Annotated in this window: 21 protein-coding genes; 11 read left to right on the top strand and 10 right to left on the bottom strand. The window is 54.9% G+C overall.

Annotation, left to right across the window (positions count from 1 at the left end; all coding sequences use genetic code 11):
- Positions 1-38: 38 nt before the first annotated feature.
- Positions 39-194 (top strand): hypothetical protein, encoded by a 156-nt coding sequence (locus ACAF76_RS05055; RefSeq protein ID WP_400162813.1) that lies wholly within the window; start codon positions 39-41, stop codon positions 192-194.
- Between the two features lie 120 nt (positions 195-314).
- On the opposite strand, the gene ACAF76_RS05050 is transcribed toward ACAF76_RS05055, so the two are convergent.
- Positions 315-515, bottom strand: a complete 201-nt coding sequence (locus ACAF76_RS05050) for a YqgQ family protein (protein ID WP_400162812.1) — start codon at positions 513-515, stop codon at positions 315-317.
- Positions 516-911, bottom strand: coding sequence for a hypothetical protein (locus ACAF76_RS05045; RefSeq protein ID WP_400162811.1), 396 nt, complete (start codon positions 909-911; stop codon positions 516-518).
- Positions 912-1,064: 153 nt separating this feature from the next.
- Here ACAF76_RS05045 and ACAF76_RS05040 point away from each other — a divergent pair, with 153 nt between their 5' ends.
- The 6 genes from ACAF76_RS05040 to ACAF76_RS05015 all read left to right on the top strand — a co-directional run bounded on the left by ACAF76_RS05040 (position 1,065) and on the right by ACAF76_RS05015 (position 7,743).
- Positions 1,065-2,255, top strand: coding sequence for an MFS transporter (locus ACAF76_RS05040; protein ID WP_400162870.1), 1,191 nt, complete (start codon positions 1,065-1,067; stop codon positions 2,253-2,255).
- Between the two features lie 173 nt (positions 2,256-2,428).
- Positions 2,429-3,880, top strand: coding sequence for a sigma-54 interaction domain-containing protein (locus ACAF76_RS05035; protein ID WP_400162810.1), 1,452 nt, complete (start codon positions 2,429-2,431; stop codon positions 3,878-3,880).
- Between the two features lie 171 nt (positions 3,881-4,051).
- Positions 4,052-5,332, top strand: coding sequence for a histidinol dehydrogenase (gene hisD / locus ACAF76_RS05030; protein WP_400162809.1), 1,281 nt, complete (start codon positions 4,052-4,054; stop codon positions 5,330-5,332).
- Between the two features lie 30 nt (positions 5,333-5,362).
- On the top strand, positions 5,363-6,217 hold the full coding sequence (locus tag ACAF76_RS05025; protein WP_400162808.1) for a substrate-binding periplasmic protein: 855 nt from the start codon (positions 5,363-5,365) through the stop codon (positions 6,215-6,217).
- 73 nt (positions 6,218-6,290) lie between these two features.
- A complete protein-coding gene (locus tag ACAF76_RS05020) occupies positions 6,291-6,989 on the top strand; it encodes an amino acid ABC transporter permease (RefSeq protein ID WP_400162807.1) in 699 nt (232 codons plus the stop codon).
- A gap of 4 nt (positions 6,990-6,993) precedes the next feature.
- A complete protein-coding gene (locus ACAF76_RS05015) occupies positions 6,994-7,743 on the top strand; it encodes an amino acid ABC transporter ATP-binding protein (RefSeq protein WP_400162869.1) in 750 nt (249 codons plus the stop codon).
- An 81-nt stretch (positions 7,744-7,824) separates the two neighbouring features.
- On the opposite strand, the gene abc-f is transcribed toward ACAF76_RS05015, so the two are convergent.
- The 3 genes from abc-f to ACAF76_RS05000 all read right to left on the bottom strand — a co-directional run bounded on the left by abc-f (position 7,825) and on the right by ACAF76_RS05000 (position 11,510).
- Positions 7,825-9,762 carry a ribosomal protection-like ABC-F family protein gene (gene abc-f, locus ACAF76_RS05010; protein WP_400162806.1) on the bottom strand — a complete coding sequence of 646 codons (1,938 nt, stop codon included), beginning with the start codon at positions 9,760-9,762 and terminating at the stop codon, positions 7,825-7,827.
- Positions 9,763-10,179: 417 nt separating this feature from the next.
- Positions 10,180-10,968, bottom strand: coding sequence for a stalk domain-containing protein (locus ACAF76_RS05005; RefSeq protein ID WP_400162805.1), 789 nt, complete (start codon positions 10,966-10,968; stop codon positions 10,180-10,182).
- 143 nt (positions 10,969-11,111) lie between these two features.
- A complete protein-coding gene (locus ACAF76_RS05000) occupies positions 11,112-11,510 on the bottom strand; it encodes a hypothetical protein (protein ID WP_400162804.1) in 399 nt (132 codons plus the stop codon).
- A 242-nt stretch (positions 11,511-11,752) separates the two neighbouring features.
- On the opposite strand from ACAF76_RS05000, the gene ACAF76_RS04995 reads away from it, so the two are divergent.
- The 3 genes from ACAF76_RS04995 to ACAF76_RS04985 are packed head-to-tail and all read left to right on the top strand — an operon-like array spanning position 11,753 to position 14,027.
- Positions 11,753-12,583, top strand: a complete 831-nt coding sequence (locus ACAF76_RS04995; protein ID WP_400162803.1) for an amino acid ABC transporter substrate-binding protein — start codon at positions 11,753-11,755, stop codon at positions 12,581-12,583.
- The gene (locus ACAF76_RS04990) at positions 12,570-13,265 is read left to right on the top strand and encodes an ABC transporter permease subunit (RefSeq protein WP_400162802.1); all 696 of its coding nucleotides are present in this window, start codon (positions 12,570-12,572) and stop codon (positions 13,263-13,265) included. Before ACAF76_RS04995 ends, ACAF76_RS04990 begins: the two co-directional genes overlap by 14 nt.
- Positions 13,266-13,289: 24 nt before the next feature.
- Positions 13,290-14,027 (top strand): amino acid ABC transporter ATP-binding protein, encoded by a 738-nt coding sequence (locus ACAF76_RS04985; RefSeq protein WP_400162801.1) that lies wholly within the window; start codon positions 13,290-13,292, stop codon positions 14,025-14,027.
- 492 nt (positions 14,028-14,519) lie between these two features.
- Here the strand turns inward: ACAF76_RS04985 and ACAF76_RS04980 are convergent, their stop codons facing one another.
- From ACAF76_RS04980 to ACAF76_RS04970, 3 genes are all read right to left on the bottom strand, one after another.
- Positions 14,520-15,062: a nitroreductase gene (locus tag ACAF76_RS04980; RefSeq protein WP_400162800.1), complete on the bottom strand. Its 543-nt coding sequence runs from the start codon at positions 15,060-15,062 to the stop codon at positions 14,520-14,522.
- Positions 15,063-15,270: 208 nt separating this feature from the next.
- Positions 15,271-15,732: an SRPBCC family protein gene (locus ACAF76_RS04975; protein WP_400162799.1), complete on the bottom strand. Its 462-nt coding sequence runs from the start codon at positions 15,730-15,732 to the stop codon at positions 15,271-15,273.
- Between the two features lie 136 nt (positions 15,733-15,868).
- Positions 15,869-17,227, bottom strand: coding sequence for a peptide MFS transporter (locus ACAF76_RS04970; protein WP_400162868.1), 1,359 nt, complete (start codon positions 17,225-17,227; stop codon positions 15,869-15,871).
- A 233-nt stretch (positions 17,228-17,460) separates the two neighbouring features.
- Here ACAF76_RS04970 and ACAF76_RS04965 point away from each other — a divergent pair, with 233 nt between their 5' ends.
- A complete protein-coding gene (locus ACAF76_RS04965) occupies positions 17,461-19,359 on the top strand; it encodes an FUSC family protein (protein ID WP_400162798.1) in 1,899 nt (632 codons plus the stop codon).
- Between the two features lie 5 nt (positions 19,360-19,364).
- Here the strand turns inward: ACAF76_RS04965 and ACAF76_RS04960 are convergent, their stop codons facing one another.
- Entirely contained in the window at positions 19,365-20,456 is a 1,092-nt protein-coding gene (locus tag ACAF76_RS04960; RefSeq protein ID WP_400162797.1) for a glycoside hydrolase family 15 protein, read from the bottom strand.
- An 81-nt stretch (positions 20,457-20,537) separates the two neighbouring features.
- Positions 20,538-21,347 (bottom strand): inositol monophosphatase family protein, encoded by an 810-nt coding sequence (locus ACAF76_RS04955; protein ID WP_400162796.1) that lies wholly within the window; start codon positions 21,345-21,347, stop codon positions 20,538-20,540.
- Between the last annotated feature and the right edge of the window lie 158 nt (positions 21,348-21,505).

The raw sequence follows: 21,505 nt of genomic DNA, 5'->3' as shown, positions 1-21,505 counted from the left end.
CAAAGCATGGTGCAATTATGATAAAGGAGGTACTTGTCATGTCCCCCACGATTTCGATGACATTGGGCGTGATTCTCGGTCTGGCCGGGTTCGGCATGCTGATCTACCTGGTCGTAAGCTCGCCGATTCGCAAAAAAAATCGGGACAAGCTGCGCAAACAGATGGCAGAAAAGCAGCAGTCCGAAAAATGGTAGGACGTCGTGTGAACGAAGCCTGTCGCGGCTCGTCTTCTGCCGTCAAAGCAGACAGGCACGACAAAGCGGACCGTAGGATGCTCTCCTGCGGTTTTTTGCTGTGACCGCCCCGCCTTTCTCCTACTGCTCTTTGGGGCGCCTGCTTTTGACTGCTGCCAACGCCTCCAGGAACTCGTCCTTGTCAATCACATTCAGCTCGTACAGCTCGCGGATTTCATCCTCCAGCAGCAAAATGTCCCCCTCGGGGTCCCCTGTGTAAATAAACAAGCCGTAGCGTTGCAAAAATGCGTTCAAATCGAATTCGTGCGGGCCTTTTCTCAATTACGCTCCCCCCAAATCGATTTCCATCCTGTCGAGGACGGCATCGTAGTCAAATTCGACGGCAAAACCGGTAATTACGATTATTTTCGCATGCGGATACGCGTCTTGCCATCTTTTTTCCTCTTCCGGCGACAAGCCGACGATGTACAGCGGATCGCGCGACAAGTGTTCATCGGCCATGCAGAGCTGCAAAAAGGCATGGCATCGCTCTTGCTCCTGTGCCGCATTGAGCACGAGCACAGCGCGCGTCACTTCCCCCGCTCGCCTCTGTTCGGCCAGCATGGAAAACGTCTTGGCTGTCGGCACGACCGCGTTCACCTCGGGAAACCGGTCGAGAATTTCATCCAGCCAGTCATCCTCATGCCAGGCCAGGTAGTACATCATCGCAGTAGACATCAATACGAACACCCCATGAACTAGAATTGACAACTTTTCGAACGATTCTTCTTCCTTGCTAAGTATACCACGTGGCAGCCCTTGGTGCGCGGTGCAGTGCCTTGACTTCACACTTTTGTTCACGTAAGGTGGAAAAAGCAAGCAGTCGATCTCCTGTGGAAAGAGGTATTTTCCGTGAATAAGAAGCACCTTGCCCTCCTGTTCCTGGTCGCGTTTCTCACCATGTTGGGCTTTGGCATTATCATCCCGATCCTTTCCCTGTTCGCGGACGAGCTGGGCGCATCGTCTTTTCAAATCGGTGTCTTGTTTGCCAGCTACAACGTCATGCAGCTGATCTTTGCCCCATTATGGGGAGCACTCTCGGATCGCATCGGGCGCAAGCCGCTGATCGCCTTTGGCTTGTTTGGTTTTTCCATTACCTTTATCCTGTTCGGTTTGGCGGACAGTTATGTTGAAATGCTCGTATACCGTATTCTCGGCGGAATCGTCTCTGCCGCAGCACTGCCTACGGTGAACGCGATGGTCGCTGATCTTTTCCCTCCCGAGGAACGGGCCAAAGGGATGGGCGTCGTCGGTGCCGGTATCGGACTGAGCTTTGTCTTCGGTCCGGTGATTGGCGGATTGCTGAGCGGCTACGGCTTTGCCGCACCGTTTTTCGCTTCCGGCGGAGTCGCTTTCCTCACCTTTATCGTCATCCTGTTTGCGCTTCCGGAAAGCCTGCCGAAGGAAAAGCGGACATCGTCGCGGCAAAAGGAGAAAGCCAATCCGTTTTCCGCCCTGTTCGGCTCGCTCTCCCTGTTGTACGGGATCTTGTTCATCGTCTCCTTTGCCTTCTCCGGTCTGGAGACGACGTTCGCCCTGTACATCAACGACTTGTACGGATTCACCTCCAAGGACCTCGGCTACATGTTCCTGATCATGGGAATCATCTCGGCATTGGTTCAGGGCGGGATGATCGGGAGACTGGTCAAACGGCTGGGAGAGCCGCGTGTGCTCACGCTGGGCTTGTGCCTGTACGGAATCGGCTTTTTTACCATCCCGATCAGTGGCAACTTCTGGGCGCTGTCGCTCGTCCTCTCCCTGTTCGGAGCCGGACAAGGGATGATCCGCGCCACGGCCACGGCCATGATCACGCAGCGCACGACGATTGGCCAGGGCGTGACGACGGGTGCGATCAGCTCGATGGACAGTCTGGGGCGTATTCTCGGTCCATTGGTTGGCGGTGCGATCTACGCCTTTTCCTACAGCGGACCGTTCCTGCTCGGAGGCGTGCTGATGATCATCGTCCTGCTCTGGTTCCGCACGCGTTACCACCGTCTGCCTGAGCAACAAAAGCAAGCGTAATCTCCCTCCCCGGAAAAAAGAAAGGGTCACAACAGCTGGTCGGATATGACCCTTTCCTTTTCCGAATGAGATGACAACAAAAATTCACTTCCAAAAATTCGAAAAATTCCTTATTTTTGTAATAGAAAAACGCACGCGTTTTTGCTTTCTTGACGAAAGGATGTGGTCTAACTATGGAACATCGCTCGTTTACGGAACCTCATGCGCCAGACAAATCATCCGAACTGCAAGAAACGATCAGAGAACTGGAAATGGTCTTCCAGTCGTCCCATGACGAAATTTTTGTCACAGACGCCCAAGGCATCTGCATCCGCGTCAATCCGTCTTGCGAGAGGCACTACGGGTTGGAAGGAATCAAGCTGCTCGGCCGAAACGTCTACGAAATGGAAGCAGAGAAAATCTTCTACCCGTCCGCGACCGTCATGGTTTTGCGAGAAGAGCGTCCTGTCACGCTCATTCAGTCTACCTCCACCGGCAGGCATTTGCATGTGACAGCCAATCCTGTCTTCGATGAATCGGGAAAACTGATCCGCGTCGTCTCCAACTCGCTCGACATTACGGAAATTCTCACGTTAAAACAGCAAATCGAACAGATGGAAAAGGTGATCGAGGAGTACAACGGCCAACTCGAGCTATTGCGAAAAGACGCCGGAAAGAACAGTCCGCTCGTCGCCAAAAACAAGCGGATGGTCAAAGCCATGGAGTTGTTGGAACGCGTCTCGCAAGTGGATACGAGCGTCTTGCTCCTGGGGGAATCCGGCGTAGGCAAATCCAAGCTGGCACACTGGCTGCATACGATCAGCAGCCGCCAGCAAGGTCCGTTTGTGGAAGTCAACTGCGGGGCGATCCCGGCAAGCCTGTTCGAATCCGAGCTGTTCGGATACGAGCCGGGTTCCTTTTCGGGAGCGTCGAGCACAGGCAAGATCGGACTTCTCGAAGCCGCGGATACAGGCACCCTGTTTTTGGATGAAATCGCAGAGCTGCCGCTGGAGCATCAGACGAAACTGCTCCAGGTCATCCAAAACAAGCATGTCATGCGCATCGGTGGCAGGAAGCCGATTCCCGTCGACGTCCGTTTTGTCACCGCTACGAATCGCAACCTGGAGCAGATGGTCGAGGAAGGAACCTTTCGCAAAGACCTCTACTACCGCTTGAACGTCGTGCCGGTCAGCATTCCCTCGCTCGCCGAACGTCCGGAAGACGTGCTGGAAATGATTTTTTTGTTTATGCAGCGGCTCAATGCCAAATACGGCTTCAACAAGACGCTCTCCCATTCCACCATTGAGAGCCTGCTCGCCTATTCCTGGCCGGGCAATGTGCGTGAACTGGAAAATGTGCTGGAGCGGCTGGCTGTAACTTCGGAAGGGAGCGTAATTTACGCCGAACAGCTCTATGAGATTCTGAATACGGGACAGCGCCGCTCAGACGGTGACGATCCGAAGACAGACTACCTCAAAAGCATGCTCTCTGATCCGCATCGTACGCTCAAAGACATGCTCTCCATGTTCGAGCAAGACATCCTCTCGCTGTACATGAAAGAGCTTCGCTCCACGCGAAAGGTCGCCAAGAGATTGGGAGTCAGCCAGAGCACGATCAGCCGCAAGCTGCAAGTGACCCAAAAATGAATCACCGACCCGTTTTTGCATCGAACTTCAGCAAAAATCGTGCATATTTGCATCGCCGTCTGTTTTTTATTTTCTGACTTGTTGAAATAATCGTATTTGCCTTACTTCTGGATGTTGGCATGCTCCTTGCTTTGTAGAAGCGTGACTACCATTCCTATGAGGTGATAACAGATGATCCAGTACATCAAGAAAGAAGCGGAGCTGCCCGTTCAGGAGCGAACCGATCTTGAAAACACAGTCGCGACCATTGTAAAGCGTGTTCGTGATAAGGGCGACGAAGCCCTCAAAGAATACTTGAAGCAATTTGACGGTGTCGAAATTGACGATCTCAAAGTGAGCGATGACGCGATTCGCAAGGCAAAAAGCCTGCTTCCCCAAACCTTGCTCGACGACATGGCGTTTTCCATCGAGCGAATCCGGGCATTCGCCGTCGCGCAACGCGGCACCTTGACAGAATTTGAACAAGAAATGATCCCTGGCGTCTTTCTCGGGCAGCGAGTGATTCCGATCGAAGCGGTCGGCGCTTATGTGCCGGGCGGACGGTACCCGCTTCTGTCTTCCGCGCAAATGGCGATCATCCCGGCAAAGGTAGCGGGTGTCAAAACGATCCGCGTATGTACGCCGCCGACCAAAGACGGCGAGATTCATCCGGCTGTGCTGTACGCCGCCCATCTGTCAGGAGCCGACGAAATTTTCCGCGTAGGCGGCGCACAAGCGATTGCCGCCCTGACCTACGGCACGGAGTCGATCGCACCGGTGAACAAAATTACCGGTCCGGGCAACCGTTTTGTCACCGAAGCCAAACGCCAGGTATCAGGTACAGTGGGCATCGATTTGCTGGCTGGCCCGAGCGAAGTGCTCGTCGTCGCTGACGAGACCGCGAAGGCATCCTTTGTCGCCTCCGACCTGCTGGCACAGGCTGAACATGATGTCGACACGCGGGTCATTCTGGTGACGACCAGCCGGGAGCTGGCGGATCAAGTCCTGGTCGAACTGGAAGAACAGTTGCAGACGTTGCCGACTGCCAGCGTGGCACGCGCTGCCTGGGAACGCAGAGGCCAACTGATCGTCACCGATACGCTGGAAGAAGCCATCGACGTTACCAACGATCTCGCTCCCGAGCACCTGCATGTCCAGATCAAGGACGCCCGTGACCACGCACACGCATTCATCAACTACGGCTCCTTGTTCCTCGGCGAAAACGCATCCGTCGTCTATGCCGACAAGGTGTGCGGCACCAACCACATTTTGCCTACGCTTGGCGCGGCCAAGTACACCGGCGGAGTCTGGGTCGGCACTTTCCTGAAAGTGGTCACCCACCAGTGGATCGAGCAGGAAGGCGTCCGCGTTTTGGCCGAGCATTGCGTCCGCCAGACAGAACGTGAAGGGTTGATCGGCCATCAGCGTTCAGCACAAATCCGCCTCACCGGCACGCTGAATGGATCACGATAGATACAAAAAAAGAACAGGGGGACGATTCACATGAAAAAAGGGTTAAAAATCGGTCTGATTGCTGTTTTGTCGTCGCTTATGCTCGCTGCCTGCGGCGGACAAGCCTCTACTCCGGCACAGGGCGGAAGCGCTTCGGGCAGCCAGGAAGCGGCAGGAACCTTGGCCCAAATCAAGGAAAAGGGCGTTTTGACGGTAATTACCTCCAACGATGCTCCTTTTTCCTACATCGACACGCAAACACAGGAATACACGGGTATTGACGCCGAGATCATTACCGAAATCGCCAAGCGCCTGGGAATCGAAAAGGTCGACGTGAAAATCGTCAAGTTCGAGAACATGCTGCTGGAGTTGAACAACAAAAACGGAGACATTGTCGCAGATGCGATGTGGGTAAAGCCGGAGCGCGAGAAAATCGTCAACTTTACCGATCTCTGGTACAGACAGGCTGACGGGTTGATCGTGCAAAAAGACGACGACTCCATCAAAGGCCTGGACGATCTGGCAGACAAAGTAGTCGGCGGACAAAAAGGGACTACCTTCCTCGAACTGTTGAACGAGATGAAGAGTGAAGGAAAAGTAAAAGACGTGGTCGTGTTTGGCTCGCAGGCAGAGCTTGTGCTCGCTATCAACACGAAGAAAATTGACGCTGCACTCACCGACATGGCTGTCACTGCCTTTACGATCAAGAACGACCCGAGCCTGAACGTCAAAATGGTCAGCCCGTACACCGCGCATTTTGATGGACCGACTGCAGCCGCCGTTCGCAAGGAAGACACCGACCTGCTGGAAGCAGTCAATGCAGAGCTGGCCAAACTCAAAGAAGAAGGCTTCGTCCTCGAGGTACTGAAGAAGTACGGCTTGGGAGAAGACAACATGGCTGAGTAATCGCCTACAGCCTGGATAGGGAAGTCTCTCCTCACAAGAGACTTCCCTCATCAACTGTCAAGGAGGGAAACGGGTGATACGATTAGACTTTCAAACTGCTTTTCAACAACTGACTCCCCTGCTGGTGGATGCATTATGGATTGTTGTCACACTCGTAATTTTTTCATTTGCGCTGGCATTGGCCGTAGGCATGCTGATTGCCCTGGGCAGGCTGTCTTCGAAAAAATGGCTGAACAGCATCCTCGTCGTCTTTTTGGAGATTGTGCGCGGCACACCCCTGCTCGTGCAACTGCTCTACGTCTATTACGTGCTGCCGGAAATCATCAGCATGATCGGATCGCTGTGGATGCCCGGTTTTCATATGAATTTCAGCGCGTACACGGCGAGTATACTGGGGCTTGGCATCAACTACGGCTGCTACTTGTCCGAGGTGTTCCGCTCTTCGATCCAATCCATTGACAAAGGGCAGATGGAAGCTGCACAGGCGCTGGGGTACACCAACCGCCAGGCGATGCGCCATATCATCATTCCCCAGTCCTTTCAGATTTCGCTTCCGCCCATCGGCAATTACTTTACCGCGATGGTCAAGGATACTTCCCTGTGCGCTTTCGTCACGCTGGGAGAAATCATTCTCACGACACAAAGCTACGCCTCGCAGACCTTCCTGACAATCGAGTCGTACACAATCGCAGCGCTGATTTACCTCATCATCAGCCTCCCTTTGAGCCAAATTGTGAGAATCCTTGAAAGGAGAGCTCGCCGCCATGTCTGAGACCATGATTGAAATTCAAGACTTGCGCAAGTCATTCGGGAACAACGAGATATTGAAAGGAATCGACCTAACCGTCCAAAAAGGAGAAAAAGTCGCCATCATCGGTCCTTCCGGCTCCGGAAAATCGACGCTGCTGCGCTGCATCAACTACCTGGAGATTCCCACTTCCGGCGTCGTTCGCATCGAGAACAAGGCGTTTACCGAACCGAACGGAAAAATGAACCAGGCCTACGTAGCCTCCCTGCGCCAGCAAATCGGGATGGTATTCCAGCGCTTTAATCTCTTTCCGAACATGACCGCGATCGAAAACGTGATGGCTGCCCCGGTGACGATTCGCAAAATGCCCAAGGAGAAAGCCAGGCAGATCGCGGAAACTTTTTTGCGCAAGGTCGGACTGGAAGATCGCATGAACCACTACCCCAGCCAGCTCTCCGGCGGCCAGCAGCAACGGGTGGCCATCGCCCGTGCGCTCGCGATGGAACCGAAAATCATGCTGTTCGACGAAGCGACCTCCGCTCTCGACCCGGAATTGGTCGGCGAAGTGCTAAGCGTCATCCGCGAGTTGGCCCATGAAGGAATGACGATGATCCTGGTCACGCACGAAATGAAATTTGCAGAAGAAGTCGCAGACCGGGTCGTCTTTATGGATGGCGGTGTCATCGTAGAGGAAGGTACTCCGCACGAAGTCTTCCATCAGACGAAGCAGCAGCGGACGAGAGCCTTTTTGAACAAAGTGGAGCATGCCGCCCCCTAGGACTGCGCTTGTCTTCTCATACCGGCCCCGTTTTCATATGAAGTGGGGCTTTTTCCCCTGCGTTAACCCCCAGCCTCCCACTTAGTCGTCACCGAGCATCTGCAGCCAGGTCGCGTATTTTTCATCGATCATCTGCTGCAGTCTGTCCAGCTCCTCTTGCCAGGCGAGCAATTGCACGTAGTCCGCCTCGCTGCCAGTGAGAAGTGCCACCTGCTGATCCCGCTTCGCTTCCAGTTCGGCGATTTGTGCTTCCAGTTGTGCCAGCTTCAGCGGATTGGGTCGCTTCGCCGTCTCCGTCTGCTTTTCGGTTGTCTTTTTGTGCGGATATTCGCGCTTTGGCAATTCCTCCTGCGCATGGCTCGGTTTGCCCGCGCCTCGCTTCAGCAGCCGCTGCTTCTGCTTTTCCCGCGCTTCCTCGTAGCTTCCGGGATCATGCACCAGGCGACCGTCCTCGACCCACAGTACCCCGTCTACCATCTTTTGCAGGAAATAGCGGTCATGCGAGATGATGAACAGCGTACCGCGAAAATCGGCCAGTGCTTCCTCCAGCGTCTCCCGCGACTCGATGTCGAGGTGGTTGGTCGGTTCATCGAGGATCAACAGATTGATTTCCTGATGCATCATCTGCGCCAGGCGAAGCCGCATCCGCTCTCCGCCGCTAAGCTGACCGAGCCGCTTGAATACATGCTCGCCATAAAAGAGGAAGCGAGCCAACAGATGCCGCGCCTCTGCCTCTGGCACCAGCGCTACTTCGCGGAACACGTCGATCACGCGCCGGTTTTGATCTCCCTCCAGCGCTTGCTGGGAGAGGTAGCCTACCTTGACACTCGGACCGATCACGACCGTCCCCGCATCCGGCTCTGCTTCCCCCAGCAGCATTTTGACCAGCGTCGATTTCCCGCAACCATTCGGACCGAGCAATGCCTTGCGCTCCCCGTAGCGAAGCAGAAAGCTGGCATCGGCAAACAGCACCTTGTCGCCGTATGCCTTTTGCACGGATGAGGCTGCCAGCACATCCTGTCCGCTGCGCTCCGCCTGTTGAAAATGCAATCCGATCCGGTCCGCCTCCAGACGCGGCCGCTCGATCCGCTCAATGCGCGCCAGCGCCTTTTCCATGCTTTTCGCCCGGCGGTGAAACGCCTCGTTGGGCGGATTGGAACGGTTGCCCCACTCCTTTAGGCGCTTGATCGTCTCCTTCATTTTCTTGATCTTCTTCTGCTGTTCCTGATAGGCGGCAAATTGGCGCAGGAGCCGCTCCTCGCGCTCCTTGACGAACTGGCTGTAGTTGCCGATGTACTGCTCCGCCTCACCGCCGTCCAGATGGTACACCGAGGTGACGACCGCGTCGAGAAAATAGCGGTCATGGGAAATGATCAGCACCGTTCCCGGAAAACCTTGCAAATAGCTCTCCAGCCACTCCATCGCCTGCACATCGAGATGGTTGGTCGGTTCGTCCAGCAGCAGCACATCGCATGACTGGCAGAGCAGCCTGGCCAGGCCGACCTTCGTCTTCTCTCCGCCGCTCAGCCGGGAAAACGGCGTTTGCAAAAATGCTTCCGACAAGCCCAAGCCTTCTGTCACCTGAGCCATCCGCGTCTCCCAGTTGTAGCCGTCCAGTCGTTCCAGTCTCTCCTGCAGTGCCTGATACTGTTTCATCAATCGCTCCAGTTGGACCGTCGACTCCGCCGCGCTGCCCATCTCCTCCTCCAGCTTCCGCATCGCACGCTGTACCTCTCTCGCCTCGGAAAACGCCTCGGCAATCACTTCCGCTGCCGTCCAGGCAGGATCGTACTGCGGCGTTTGCGGCAAATACGCCCAGACGCTTCCTTTTGCCCGATACAGCTCACCTGCATCCGGGCTCTCCACGCCGGCCAAAATTTTGCACAAGGTCGTTTTCCCCGCTCCATTCGGACCGACGATACCGACCCGCTCTCCGGCCTTTATTTCCAACGTCACATCTTGCAGAACCGGGTCTGCTCCGTACGATTTTTGCAGTTGTTTTGTCGCTACGATAATCATGGGTAGATCCTCCCTGTCATGGATGAAATGTGAATGTCCAGCGGAAACGAAGAACGCAAAAAAGCCGCAGGCATGCACCTGCAGCTTGATCCGAAACGAAAATCATGCGAGTCAGGCCGGCACGAAGAATGCACAGACCTGCTGTCGTATGTTTCGCCTAATGCGAATGAGCTGTTCCCGTTGGATGTATGGTACGCCTGGTATTGTTCCGTTCAGTTGTATGACCAAAAATGGGCAGACGGGTCCCGTCGTTGCCTGCATCATGTGTCATACTGGTAATTTCTACCACAAACCATGCCTGAACGGCTACTAGCACGTACCTTCACCTCCCATCACAGGAATTCATTTTCCTACTCTCAACTATACTGTATCACGGGGAAACGCACAACCATTCTCCGCCTTGCAAGCGACTGTCAGCTACTCCCCTGTCTCGAACAGCGGCTTCTTGGTATCCGCATCGCGGAAGAGGACTGTCGTGTACGGCGGCAATTCCGCTCGCACGACCACGTACGGATAGGTAATGACTTGCGCGTACATCATGTCCGGGTCCGGCTCTGTCCATTTGACGTCAACGATCAGTTGCTCCCATGACCATTCGGTACCTGTCACCTTTACACCATAGCCGGGGTTCGCCGATTCACCGCGCGCGATGACGAACAAGTCTCCCTGCTGGTGAACGCCCCTCTTTTGATAGACAGACTGGACAAAAGCCTGCTCTTCCGCTGTCAGTTGATCGGGAGTCAGTACGGTAAGACCGCCTTCTTTTTGCGTCACGACGATTTCCACACTCTTTTCCTCAGCGTTCCAGACAATCTCATGCCCGGCTTCTTCGGTAATCCACCGCAACGGCAGATACACTTCCTGATTGGTGAGCAACGCGGCTTCCCCATTCTCGACCGCCTCGCCATTTACCTGTACGGCCCCTGTATCCAGCTGAAACGTCAGGATTCGATCTTCGCGAAGTTTCAACGTACCCGTATTGCCCGTTTGCGTCCATTCTGCGTGCAGCAATCTGGCGGCATCCTGGGCACCGACAAACGTCCGTCCGTCGCGAAGCACAATGCCTTTTTCCAAGGCAGCGGCCTGGCCGTTCACCTGCAAATTTGAAGCTTCCGCAGCATTTCCTGTCATTGCTGCCGGAAACGCAGTCAGCGCCAACTGGATTCCCAACGCTGCAGCCACAACCCATGCTGTCTGTTTTTTCATCCTTTCGTCCTCCATTCCATACAGTCTAGGATGTACCGTTCTACCTGTATGACTCTTGATCGGACAGATTCGTTTCATGCGAGTCCAGCTTCAGGAGGCGGGCAGGACAAAACGGGCGCGGTACTGCAACACAGCGATCCTGGCTACGCTTCGATCGGCAGCCACTTCAAACCGGCAGGCTCTCCCTTGTCACAGGTGCGAAGCACATCTCCGCAGACGGCAATCACTTGCTCCAGCGGCACACACCAGGACGCTGGAAACGGAACGTCCTCCTGCTCGATCGTCAGCGATGCCATCACTGCCGTCATCTCATCTGTCGCCAGGACAAAATGCCGCTGCGGGTCGTGTTCCTTCCATTGAACCAACACCTTGCCGTTGTTTCCTCCCGCTACGACCAGGTCGACGTGGTCCCCGTACGCAGCGTGGACCAGTGTGTGATCCTTGCCATTCAACTGGGCAATGGCCTTCAACGCCTCGTGCCAGGCTACATGTTTCTCCTCTGTTCCCGTTGCATCTGTATAGACGCGCCAATCATTCAACATCGGCGTCGCTCCTTTTCCTTCTGTCATGCCATCACAGCTTTTTTCATTGTACGATTCTTTCCATACAAGCTCAACTGCTGTCACGACATACTGTTATTCACTATTGGCAACGATAAGCAAAAGGGCAAAAAACACATCTCAAAGCATACAGATCGGAATTAAAAACTTTTTCGATTGACAAAGACCGTCCCAGCCCATACCATATAGCAAGAAAGCCAGATCAAGCAAAAGGAGTTTTCACGATGAAAAAGATATTTCTTTCGCTCTTATTGTCCAGCATTTTCGTAGGAATTGCAGGGTGCGGAACATCCGGTTCCGGCGCCCCTTCTGCTGATAACAACTCTGCATCACCTGCTCCTGCAGCCGAACAAAGCCTGCTGGAAAAGGTACAGGCTGAGGGCAAGCTGTTGATCGGTACAGAAGGCACGTACGCTCCATTTACGTTCCATGACCAGTCTGGCGCATTGACCGGATACGATGTTGAGGTCGTCACAGAAGTAGCGAAGCGGATCGGCGTCGAGCCTGTGTTTATGGAGACACAGTGGGACGCGATGTTCGCCGGACTCGACTCGGGCCGTTTTGACGTGGTCGCCAACCAGGTAGGAATCCGCCCTGACCGTCAGGAAAAATACGATTTCTCCACTCCGTACACGGTATCGACAGCAGTTCTCGTCACGCACAAGGACAATGAGACGGTGAAGGGCTTCGAAGATATTAACGGACTGAAAGCCGCGCAAACCCTGACCAGCAACCTGACCGACATCGCCCGCAACAACGGCGCTGAAATCGTCGGTGTGGAAGGATTCAACCAGGCGATCGACCTGCTCGTCTCCAAACGCGTCGACGTGACGATCAACGACGGGCTTTCCCTGCTCGACTTCCTGAAGCAAAAGCCGGACACGCCGATCAAAATCGTAGCCAAAGATCCGAACGTCGCGAAAAACGGCTTCCTCTTCCGCAAAGGCAGCGACGACCTGGTCGAAGCCTTCAACAAAGCGCTGGAGGAGATGGAAAACGACGGCACGCTGAAACAAATTTCCGAGAAGTGGTTTAACGAAGATGTCTCCAAATAACTTGTTTGCCAATCCCGAGCGCCTCGAGCGAATGATCAACATTGCACAAAGCTCCTTTCTCCCTTTGGTGAAGGGAGCCTTGTACTATTCGCTGACAATTGCCATCGTCGCGTTTTTCTTCGGTCTGATTCTTGCCTTTTTTACGGCGTTGGCACGCATTTCCGGCATCAAGCCGCTGGTCGCCATCGCCCGCGTGTACGTTTCGATTATCCGCGGTACGCCTTTGCTCGTACAGCTCTACATCATCTTTTACGGCCTGCCCAGCATCGGGCTGACAATCGATCCGATTCCTTCGGCGATCATCGGCTTTTCCCTGAATGTCGGCGCTTACTCCTCCGAGGTCATCCGCAGCGCGATCCTGTCTATCCAAAAAGGCCAGTGGGAAGCAGCCTACTCGCTGGGCATGACCTATTGGCAAGCGCTGCGCCGCGTCATTTTGCCGCAAGCCGCGAGAGTCAGCATTCCCCCCTTGTCCAACTCGTTTATCAGCCTGGTCAAGGATACGTCGCTGGCTGCCGTCATTCTCGTGCCGGAGATGTTTCGCAAAGCACAGGAAATCGTCGCCTCGACTTACGAACCGCTGCTCCTTTACATTGAAGCAGCCTTGATCTACTGGGTAATCTGCCTCCTGCTGTCGGCCATCCAGGATCGGCTGGAAGCAAGGCTGGAGAGGTATGTGTAATCACCGTCAGGGGGAAGGGAAAAGATGATAACCGTCAGAGATGTACACAAACAATTTGATTCCTTGCAGGTGTTAAAAGGGATCTCGCTGACCGTTGAAAAAGGCAAGGTAGTCGTCATCATCGGTCCGTCCGGCTCCGGGAAAACGACGCTGTTGCGCTGTCTCAACGCACTGGAGACTCCGACGAGCGGAAGTGTCCAGATCGGTCAGGTAAGCGTCGACTTCACGAAAAAAGCAGACCGCTCGCAGATCGCGCAGCTGCGCAAACAGACCGGAATGGTGTTTCAGAATTACCACCTCTTCCCGCACATGACCGCACTGGAAAATGTGATGGAAGGACCGGTCACGGTGAAGAAGGAAGATCGCCAGGCCGCGCGCGAAAAGGCGGCTTCCCTGCTGGCCAAGGTAGGTCTGGCCGACAAGCTCGACCACTACCCCTCGCAGCTCTCCGGCGGGCAGCAGCAGCGTGTCGGCATCGCCCGTGCGCTGGCTATGGAACCGCAAGTCATGCTGTTTGACGAGCCTACCTCTGCGCTCGACCCGGAACTGGTCGGCGAAGTGTTGAAAGTAATGAAGGAACTCGCCCAGGAAGGCATGACGATGATGATCGTGACGCATGAAATGGGCTTTGCCCGCGATGTTGCCGACGAAGTGATCTTTATGGATCAAGGTGTCATCGTGGAGAGCGGTCCGCCGCAGGAGCTGTTTGCCGCTCCGCGCGAAGAGCGCACCCGCCAGTTTTTGCAGCGGTTGCAGACGTAACAAAAAAGGCGCTGACCCCGTAAAGAGGTCAGCGCTTTTCATTAATAGTCGTCAAATACAGCAAAGATCAGCACGATGATCAAGATGATCCACAAGAAGCTGCCACCGCCAAAAAAGCCTCTGGTTTCCATGAACTCCCATCTCCTCTCTGGATGCATCAAAACTGGCCGCTTTACAGCAGCATCAGTTTTTCAGTTATCAGGATATGAGAGTTTTTCCACTTCTGCATGGATGCCTGTCTAGGTACGAGCTCAAAAAAAGCGTGCACCTAGTACATGGAATCGTTTTTCTCCCTGCCCATTCGTTCTGAAAATGGAAGGCAACGCTCCCGTTTGTAAGCAATCGGCGCGGAAATTTTTTGGAAAAATTAACAATGGCTTCACACGATCTTCACATCGTACGTCTATGCTAGTAGATGTCAGACCCTACGATGGACATATGTCCTTCCGTCATCCGCCCGTATGCGCCCTACAAACGGGCGGATTTTTTTGTTTACTGAAAGCGGCTGAACTTTTGTTCGGCAGGTGTTCGCGGAGCTGCTTTCGGTGCTTCCGCCTTATCAAAAAATCCAAGGTGAAGAAAACCGACGATTTTTTCACCCGGCTGCACCCCTAAAATCTTGTGCGTAGCAGGGTCCCAGATGTGCGGATTTGTTTTCCAGACCACGCCCAGATCGCGTTCCCAGGCGAGCAACTGAAAATTCTGGATCAGTGTGCTGGTAGCGGCAAAGTCTTCTTCCCACTGCTTTTGGCGCGGATCTTCCTTCATAATGACAATCAGGAAAGCGGACGGCTCGCTGAACAGGGCGCGCCGTTTTTCATGCTGATCGGCAGGGTACACGCGAAGCATCGCCTCGATAAAGCTCTGCTTGCTCTCGGTAGAGACAAAGAGAAAACGCCACGGTTCGCGCAGTCCATGATTGGGCGCGTACACCGCGTCATTTAACAGCTCCAGTACCAATTCTTCCGGCACCGGGTCCGGCTTGTATCCTTTTTTGATCGAGCGCCGCTCGCGGATCGTTTTTGCAATCGACATCTGGTTCACCTTCTTGGATTGGATTTATGAAAATAGGATCGGAATTATCGTGATAATGGTTATCATTATCATATGCTACCGTTTTCCAATGGAAAATGCAAGTAAAAAAAGCGCCTCTTCCAAAACGAAGCGGCCGCCAAACCTGAAGGGTTCGACCGCCGCTGCCAACATTTGATCTTTACCTGTTTGAAAATGCTTGTTTCATTCCTTAGCGTACATGGGCGTCAGGAGACTTGTCCGCCACGAATTGTGGCGTGACCCCGTGCTCGAGGTACATTTTCAGCCCGCAGAGGACGATCGTGTATCCTCCCATCGAATCAATCGCCTGGCTGACGATTTCGTCTCCATTGCCGACAAAGCCTGCGCTTGTAATCGTGACGAAAGTCTCGTTGTCTGCTCTTGCCGTAAAGACCCAGTCAATCGTACTGCCATCCGACGATTGCACGGAAATGCGCTTGTCAGGCTCAATTTCCTTGACGTACAGCTCATCTGCGACCCCGTACATCTCCCATTCCCACCGGACGTTCTTGCCTGCTTCCAACCTGCCGCTGCTTTTCGTAAACCAGAACTTCGTCGTGATCTGTGGGTCGACAAATGCCTCGAAGACCTCTGCTACAGGCATGCGAATCAGCATCTCCGCTTTTACGACCGGTATCTGATTGAGAAACATCCTGAATCCTCCCCTTACTCTACTTGGTATCTTGATCGTACCATAACGCAGATCTGATGATTTCTTTTCGATTGCCAGCTTGTCTTTTGCTGCGCACGAAAAAACCCGGGACATCCATCCCAGGCTTGTACGCGAGCTAGTCCATCATCCGCACCAGCACGCGTGAGATCGAAAGCAGGACCAGCCCCATGAGGATTGAAAGCGAACCGATCAGCGAGAACACTTCCAGATACCCCAATGTTTGCGTATAGGCAGCGAGCTTGCCCGCGATAATATTGGCCACGCCGGAGCTTGCCAGCCAGACTCCCATCAGCAGCGACGCCAGCTTGATCGGTGCCAGCTTGCTCACCATCGAGAGACCGACGGGCGAGAGAAACAATTCGCCCAAGGTGTGCAGCAAGTACGTAAATACGATGTACATCAGGTTTACTTTCGTGGTGATATTCGCCTCATCGCTTCCGGTTTGCAGCACGGCCAGCATGACGACCAGAAAGCCAAGACCGAGCAAAATCATGCCGTACGCCATTTTCGTAGGGATGCTCAGATCGCCTCGCTTGGTCGATGCCAGCTTTACCCACAATGCCGACAAGACCGGAGCGAGAATGACGATGAACAGCGGGTTGAGCGACTGGAACCAGGACGTCGGCACTTCCCAGCCGAACAGATGCTTGTCCACAAACGTATCCGTATACAGTGTAAGGGAGCTGCCCGCCTGTTCGAAACCCGCCCAGAAAAAGACTACAAAGCACGTGATGATAATAATGACCGCGGTGCGCTGCTTTTCCTTGTCAGTAAGCGGGGCATTGGCCGCTGCGGCTTCTTGCGGGTCAGGCGACCGCCCTGCCGGCTTTTTGCCGATGTCGCCGAGATAGCGATCGCCCAGCGTGTTGAAGAACACTTGTCCGATCACCATGCCGATGGCAGCGGCGAGAAAACCGTAACGGAAGCCGTATTGCACCACGCCGTCGACCGTCGTCCGGAACAAATCCTCCGCCAAATACCCGCAGATGAGCGGTGCGAAAAAGGCTCCGAGGTTGATCCCCATGTAAAAGATCGTAAAGGCTGCATCTTTTCGCTTGTCCTGGTCGGAGTACAACTCTCCCACCAGCGTGGAAATATTCGGCTTGAAAAAGCCATTGCCGATAATCAAAAGGGCGAGCCCCATATACAAGCCTGTCACACTGTGCATGGCGAACAGGACGAAATTCCCCAGTGCCATCGCGACCCCGCCAATGGTAATCGCCAGTCTTCTGCCCATGTATCGGTCTGACAAATAGCCGCCCACCAGCGGCGTAAAATAGACTGCACCTGTAAAAAAGCCGTACAAGCTCAGCGCTGATGCATTGTCAAAGCCAAGTCCGCCGCTGATCAGCGCAGTCGTCAGGTACAGCGTCAGGAGCGCCCTCATGCCGTAATAGCTGAACCGCTCCCACATCTCGGTCAAAAATAACAAGTACAGGCCAGGCGGATGTTTTTGTTTTCCCCCCTGACCCATCACAGAAGAGTCCGTCACACTTCCTCACCCTCCTTTGCTCACCAGGCCGGCTGCTGCACTTCTTGCTTCGTTCGCTTACTATCTGTAAAAATGCAGCTTTTATGCTTCGTTTTGCGTTCGCAGTTGCTTTTTTGCTGTTCACGTGTGACAGCGTGCAACGGCGCTTGGCATGAATAGCGGAGGCCTGGTTGAGCAAGGCTAGGCAGAGCAAGGTTGTGAGAGGAAGCAACGAGATGATCGGACAAGCGTTTACCCTCAACAAAGTCCCCCTGCCCTGGAACAAAGCTCTGTTGGCTGGCGTCTGTTCCGGTCTGTCCATCCTGGCGGGAGTGCTGAGTGGAGACTTGAACTTCGGGTTGCTCGCAGTAATTGGCAGCTTTACCTATTTGTACGTCGCCAACATTCCGTATGCGCTGCGGGCCAAAAAGCTGTTCTTTGTCATGGCGGGAATGACCTTTTCTGTATGGCTCGGCACCCTGCTCGCAGCCCATCCTGTGGCATCTGCACTGGCCGTAGGCGCGATCGGGGCTATTGTCACGTTTGTGTTTGGCTCATTGAACATCAAAGGTCCGGCGGCTATCTTTTTTGTCTTTGGCTTCTCACTGGCGACTGGCATGCCGCTCGAACCGGAGAATGCCCTCTACCGGGCGGGAGCAGTGCTGCTCGGCGGCGCAATATCGTGGGTCATCGGGATGATTGGCTGGCTGTACCGCCCGCACGGACCCGAGACGGATGCCGTACAGGACTTGTACAAAAAGCTGGCTGCGTTTCTCGATGCTGTCGGTACCGGGACGTTCCACCAGTCTCGCCAGGAACTGCTCGTTTCGTTGAAAATAGCGGAAGACACGCTGGTAGCCGCTTTTACCCCGTGGAAAAAGGCGGCGTTTTTCCACACCCTGCTTTCCTTGCACAAGCAAGCAAACACGATCTTTTTGGAGGCGCTCGATTACTCCGTCGAGAAAGGCAGAAGGCTGCCGCCCGAATTAGCAGCAGCCGTCCGTCACATCGCAAAAGGAATCAGGCATCCGCACCAATCCGCAGAGGCAGCACCACAGATCGCAGAGGACGCGGATGAGAACATTCGCCGTCTGTTTCAGTTGATTCAGCAAGCAGGAGCCATGCTCGTGGAGGCACCCGCCACCCGCAACTGGAAGACCACGTTCTCCAAGCCGGGGGTGGGGATCGTTTTTGGCGGGGCGTTCGACAAGCACTCGATCGTCTTTCTGACTGCCGTACGCTACGGAGTGGTCCTGATCGTCGCCGCGCTGGTTGCCTATTCGCTCGGTTTTAACCGCGCCTATTGGGTGACGTTGTCGTGTGCATCGGTGATGTCAGGGGCGACCATCATCGCCACCTTCCACCGTGCGATCCAGCGCTCCGTCGGTACGATCGTCGGCATTTTGATCGCGGCCATTTTGCTGCAAGCCGAGCCCGAAGGCTACGTGCTGATCGCCATCATCTCGCTGTTGACGGTCTTGACGGAGCTGGCGATCGTGGTGAATTACGCCATCGCCACTTTTTTTCTGACGCCAAACGCGCTGCTGCTGGTCGAAAGCACCATCCATACCCACAACATTTCCTATTTGGCTTCCGTGCGCTTCGTGGACGTTCTGATCGGCTGTGCGATCGGTCTGGTCGGCACACTTGTGATTAGCAGAAGGCACGCCTCCAGCCTGCTGCCCCATCTAATGGCCAAGACGATCCGCAGCCAGCAGCAGTTTTTGCTGGCGCTGTTTTCGGGCCATACGAATCGAACCAGCCTGCTTGATTCGGTAGAGCGCCGAAAGATGCACACCAATCTGACCAACCTGCAAGTGGTCTACGCCACAGCACTCGGGGAAATTCCCGGAAATAAAAAGCGGACTGCCTTTCTCTGGCCGGCGTTTTACTCTATCGTCCAGCTCGGCTACCTGCTCGAAGCATGCATGAAGTACGAGGAGCAGCGGACCTTGCCGGACACGACACTGTCCCGGCTGTTGCTCGTCTTCGAGACGATGGCAAAAGCAGCAGAAGATACGCTGCCGCTGCCGCCAAAAGAAATCCCGCATATCCCCGGTTACCCCAATATCGAAAAAGAAATTCGCGACCTGCAAGACGCCCTGCTGGTCAGCGCCAAAGGCAATAGGAGCTGACCGGCCTATCCACCCGCTTTCTCCAGCTCCGCAGCCAGCACCAGATACATCGCGTGCGACCAGAGCAGCGGCACAGCCGAAGGGCCTTCCCGCTCCAGCCACTGCGCATAGCAGTCCGGGGCCAACAAGTGATCCGCCACTTGTTCCGGCAATCCTTCCGGCAGTGCCTGCGACTCGATCCATTGCATAATTTCCCTTGCTTTGTCTGCCGATCCTGTCCGCGCGTAGTACCAGCCCAGCCAGGCAGACAAAAGCGGCCACTCCCCGCCGCCGTAATACGTATCCGCGGCATAGCGGTGAACACCGTGACCCGTGACCAGCTCCTGCTCGATCTGCTGGACGGTCCGCACCATGACCTGATCCCCCGGCTCGACTACACCAAAAGGCAGCGCGAGCCAGAGCAGGCTGGCATCGACGGCAGGATTGCCGATCGATTTGGCAAAGCGCCCCTGCTCCACTCCATGCTGCCAGATATATTTCCTGATTTGTTCTGCCAGCCTGCCCAAAGCCTCGGCGCGTTCCGGCAGCAGCGGCTCCATCGCTTTGACTCCGCCGTATATCGCCGAGAGGGTGGAGGGATGGACCTGATCCCCCGCCTCTTCCCAGCAGTCGAAAGTGGGAAGCTGCCAACACGCCTCCAGATAGTCCAATGTCAGCGCGATGGAGGTGGAGCACTGCTCCAGCAGACCGTTTTCCCCGCTCAGCCGGATGTGCTCCGTCAACCCCCACAGCCACGTGCCGAAGCCGTCCAGTTGGCTGCTGCCCCATTCTCCGCCTACTTCCTCGCCCCCGACTGTGTAGCGGGCGTGCAGCAGTAGACTGCGCAAGCCTTGCCTGTCCATCTTCTGCTCCCGCGCCTGGGCAATTGCCTGTCGCGCCTTGTCGGCATGACGGCGGATCGTCCTGTCGCACCAGCGGTAAAAACGGCTGGCACTCTCATGCCTGCCAGCGCGATTCATCGCATAGGCGGTAAAGGTACCGTCACGCAGCCAGGCGTATCGGTACGGGGCAAAGCCGGGGGAAGCCAGGTAGGCCCCGGAATCAGCCTGGTTGTGCAGGATGAGGCGGATGCTCCCTTCGAACAACGCTTCTCTCACGCACTTCCCTCCTCTCTTTCTCCACCCTATGCAAAAAACTCCGTCGGCTTTCCAACCGGCGGAGTTCTTGTCTGTTGCGCTTTACATGTTTTCGTTCATGCTCAGGTAATGCTGCAATTCCTCGTAAAAGGCCGGATTGCAGGCCATCACACTGCTTTTCTGGTCGAAGGGCAAGGGGGTTCCGCGCATGGTCGTTACACGCCCGCCCGCTTCTTCGACGATGATCTTTCCCGCACCAAAATCCCACGCATTGAGCGAAAGACTGACGTACCCGTCCAGGCGCCCAGCCGCGACGTAGGCCAGCTCCAGTGCGGCACTGCCGAGCAGCCGCATGCCGCGCACCTTGCCCGCCAGTTTTTTCACGATCTGGTCGATGCCGATTTGTTCGGCCCGCTTGTTCCAGAAGACGCTCGTACAGAGCAGCGCTTCTTCCAGGTGAACTTGCCGCTCCAGCCGCAGAGGCTGGTCATTGAGGTACGCACCCTCGCCTTTGACAGCGTGAAAAATCTCGTCGCGCGACGGGTCGTAGACGACTCCGATCAATCCTTCTCCCTTGTGGTAGACCGCAATCGAGACGGAAAAGTTGATCTGCTGATGGACAAAATTGGTCGTGCCGTCGATCGGATCGATCACCCACAGCGTCTCGTACTTGCCGGGATCACCGGTAAACGTGCTTTCTTCCCCCAAAATCCCGTGGTCGGGGTACCGCTGCAAGATCATGTCGACCACATGCTTTTCCACTTCTTTATCTACGGCCGTAACCAGGTCGGAGGCAGATGTCTTGTATTCTACGGTAAACGGCTCTTTCATCCGGGCCAGGCTCAGCTTTCCCGCAGATCGGGCACATTGCAGAGCCAGCTCTTTCAACGCCGTCAGTGATGATGTTTGCACACGTATCGCCACCCAAACTTGACTTTGCTTCTAGTGTACCATACTTTACCTGCGGTTACACCATCATGTCCTCCTTCCATGTGCATGAAACGAAGCCAGTGACTCGCCTTTGGAAACGGCAAAAAAGGCATCGGCTGACTTCGTTGGCCGGATACCTT

It is taken from the genome of Brevibacillus sp. TJ4, from assembly GCF_044627595.2.
Classification (GTDB): Bacteria; Bacillota; Bacilli; order Brevibacillales; family Brevibacillaceae; genus Brevibacillus.
The sequence above is the reverse complement of the archived record's forward strand: the minus strand, read 5'-3'. Positions and strand labels throughout refer to the sequence as shown.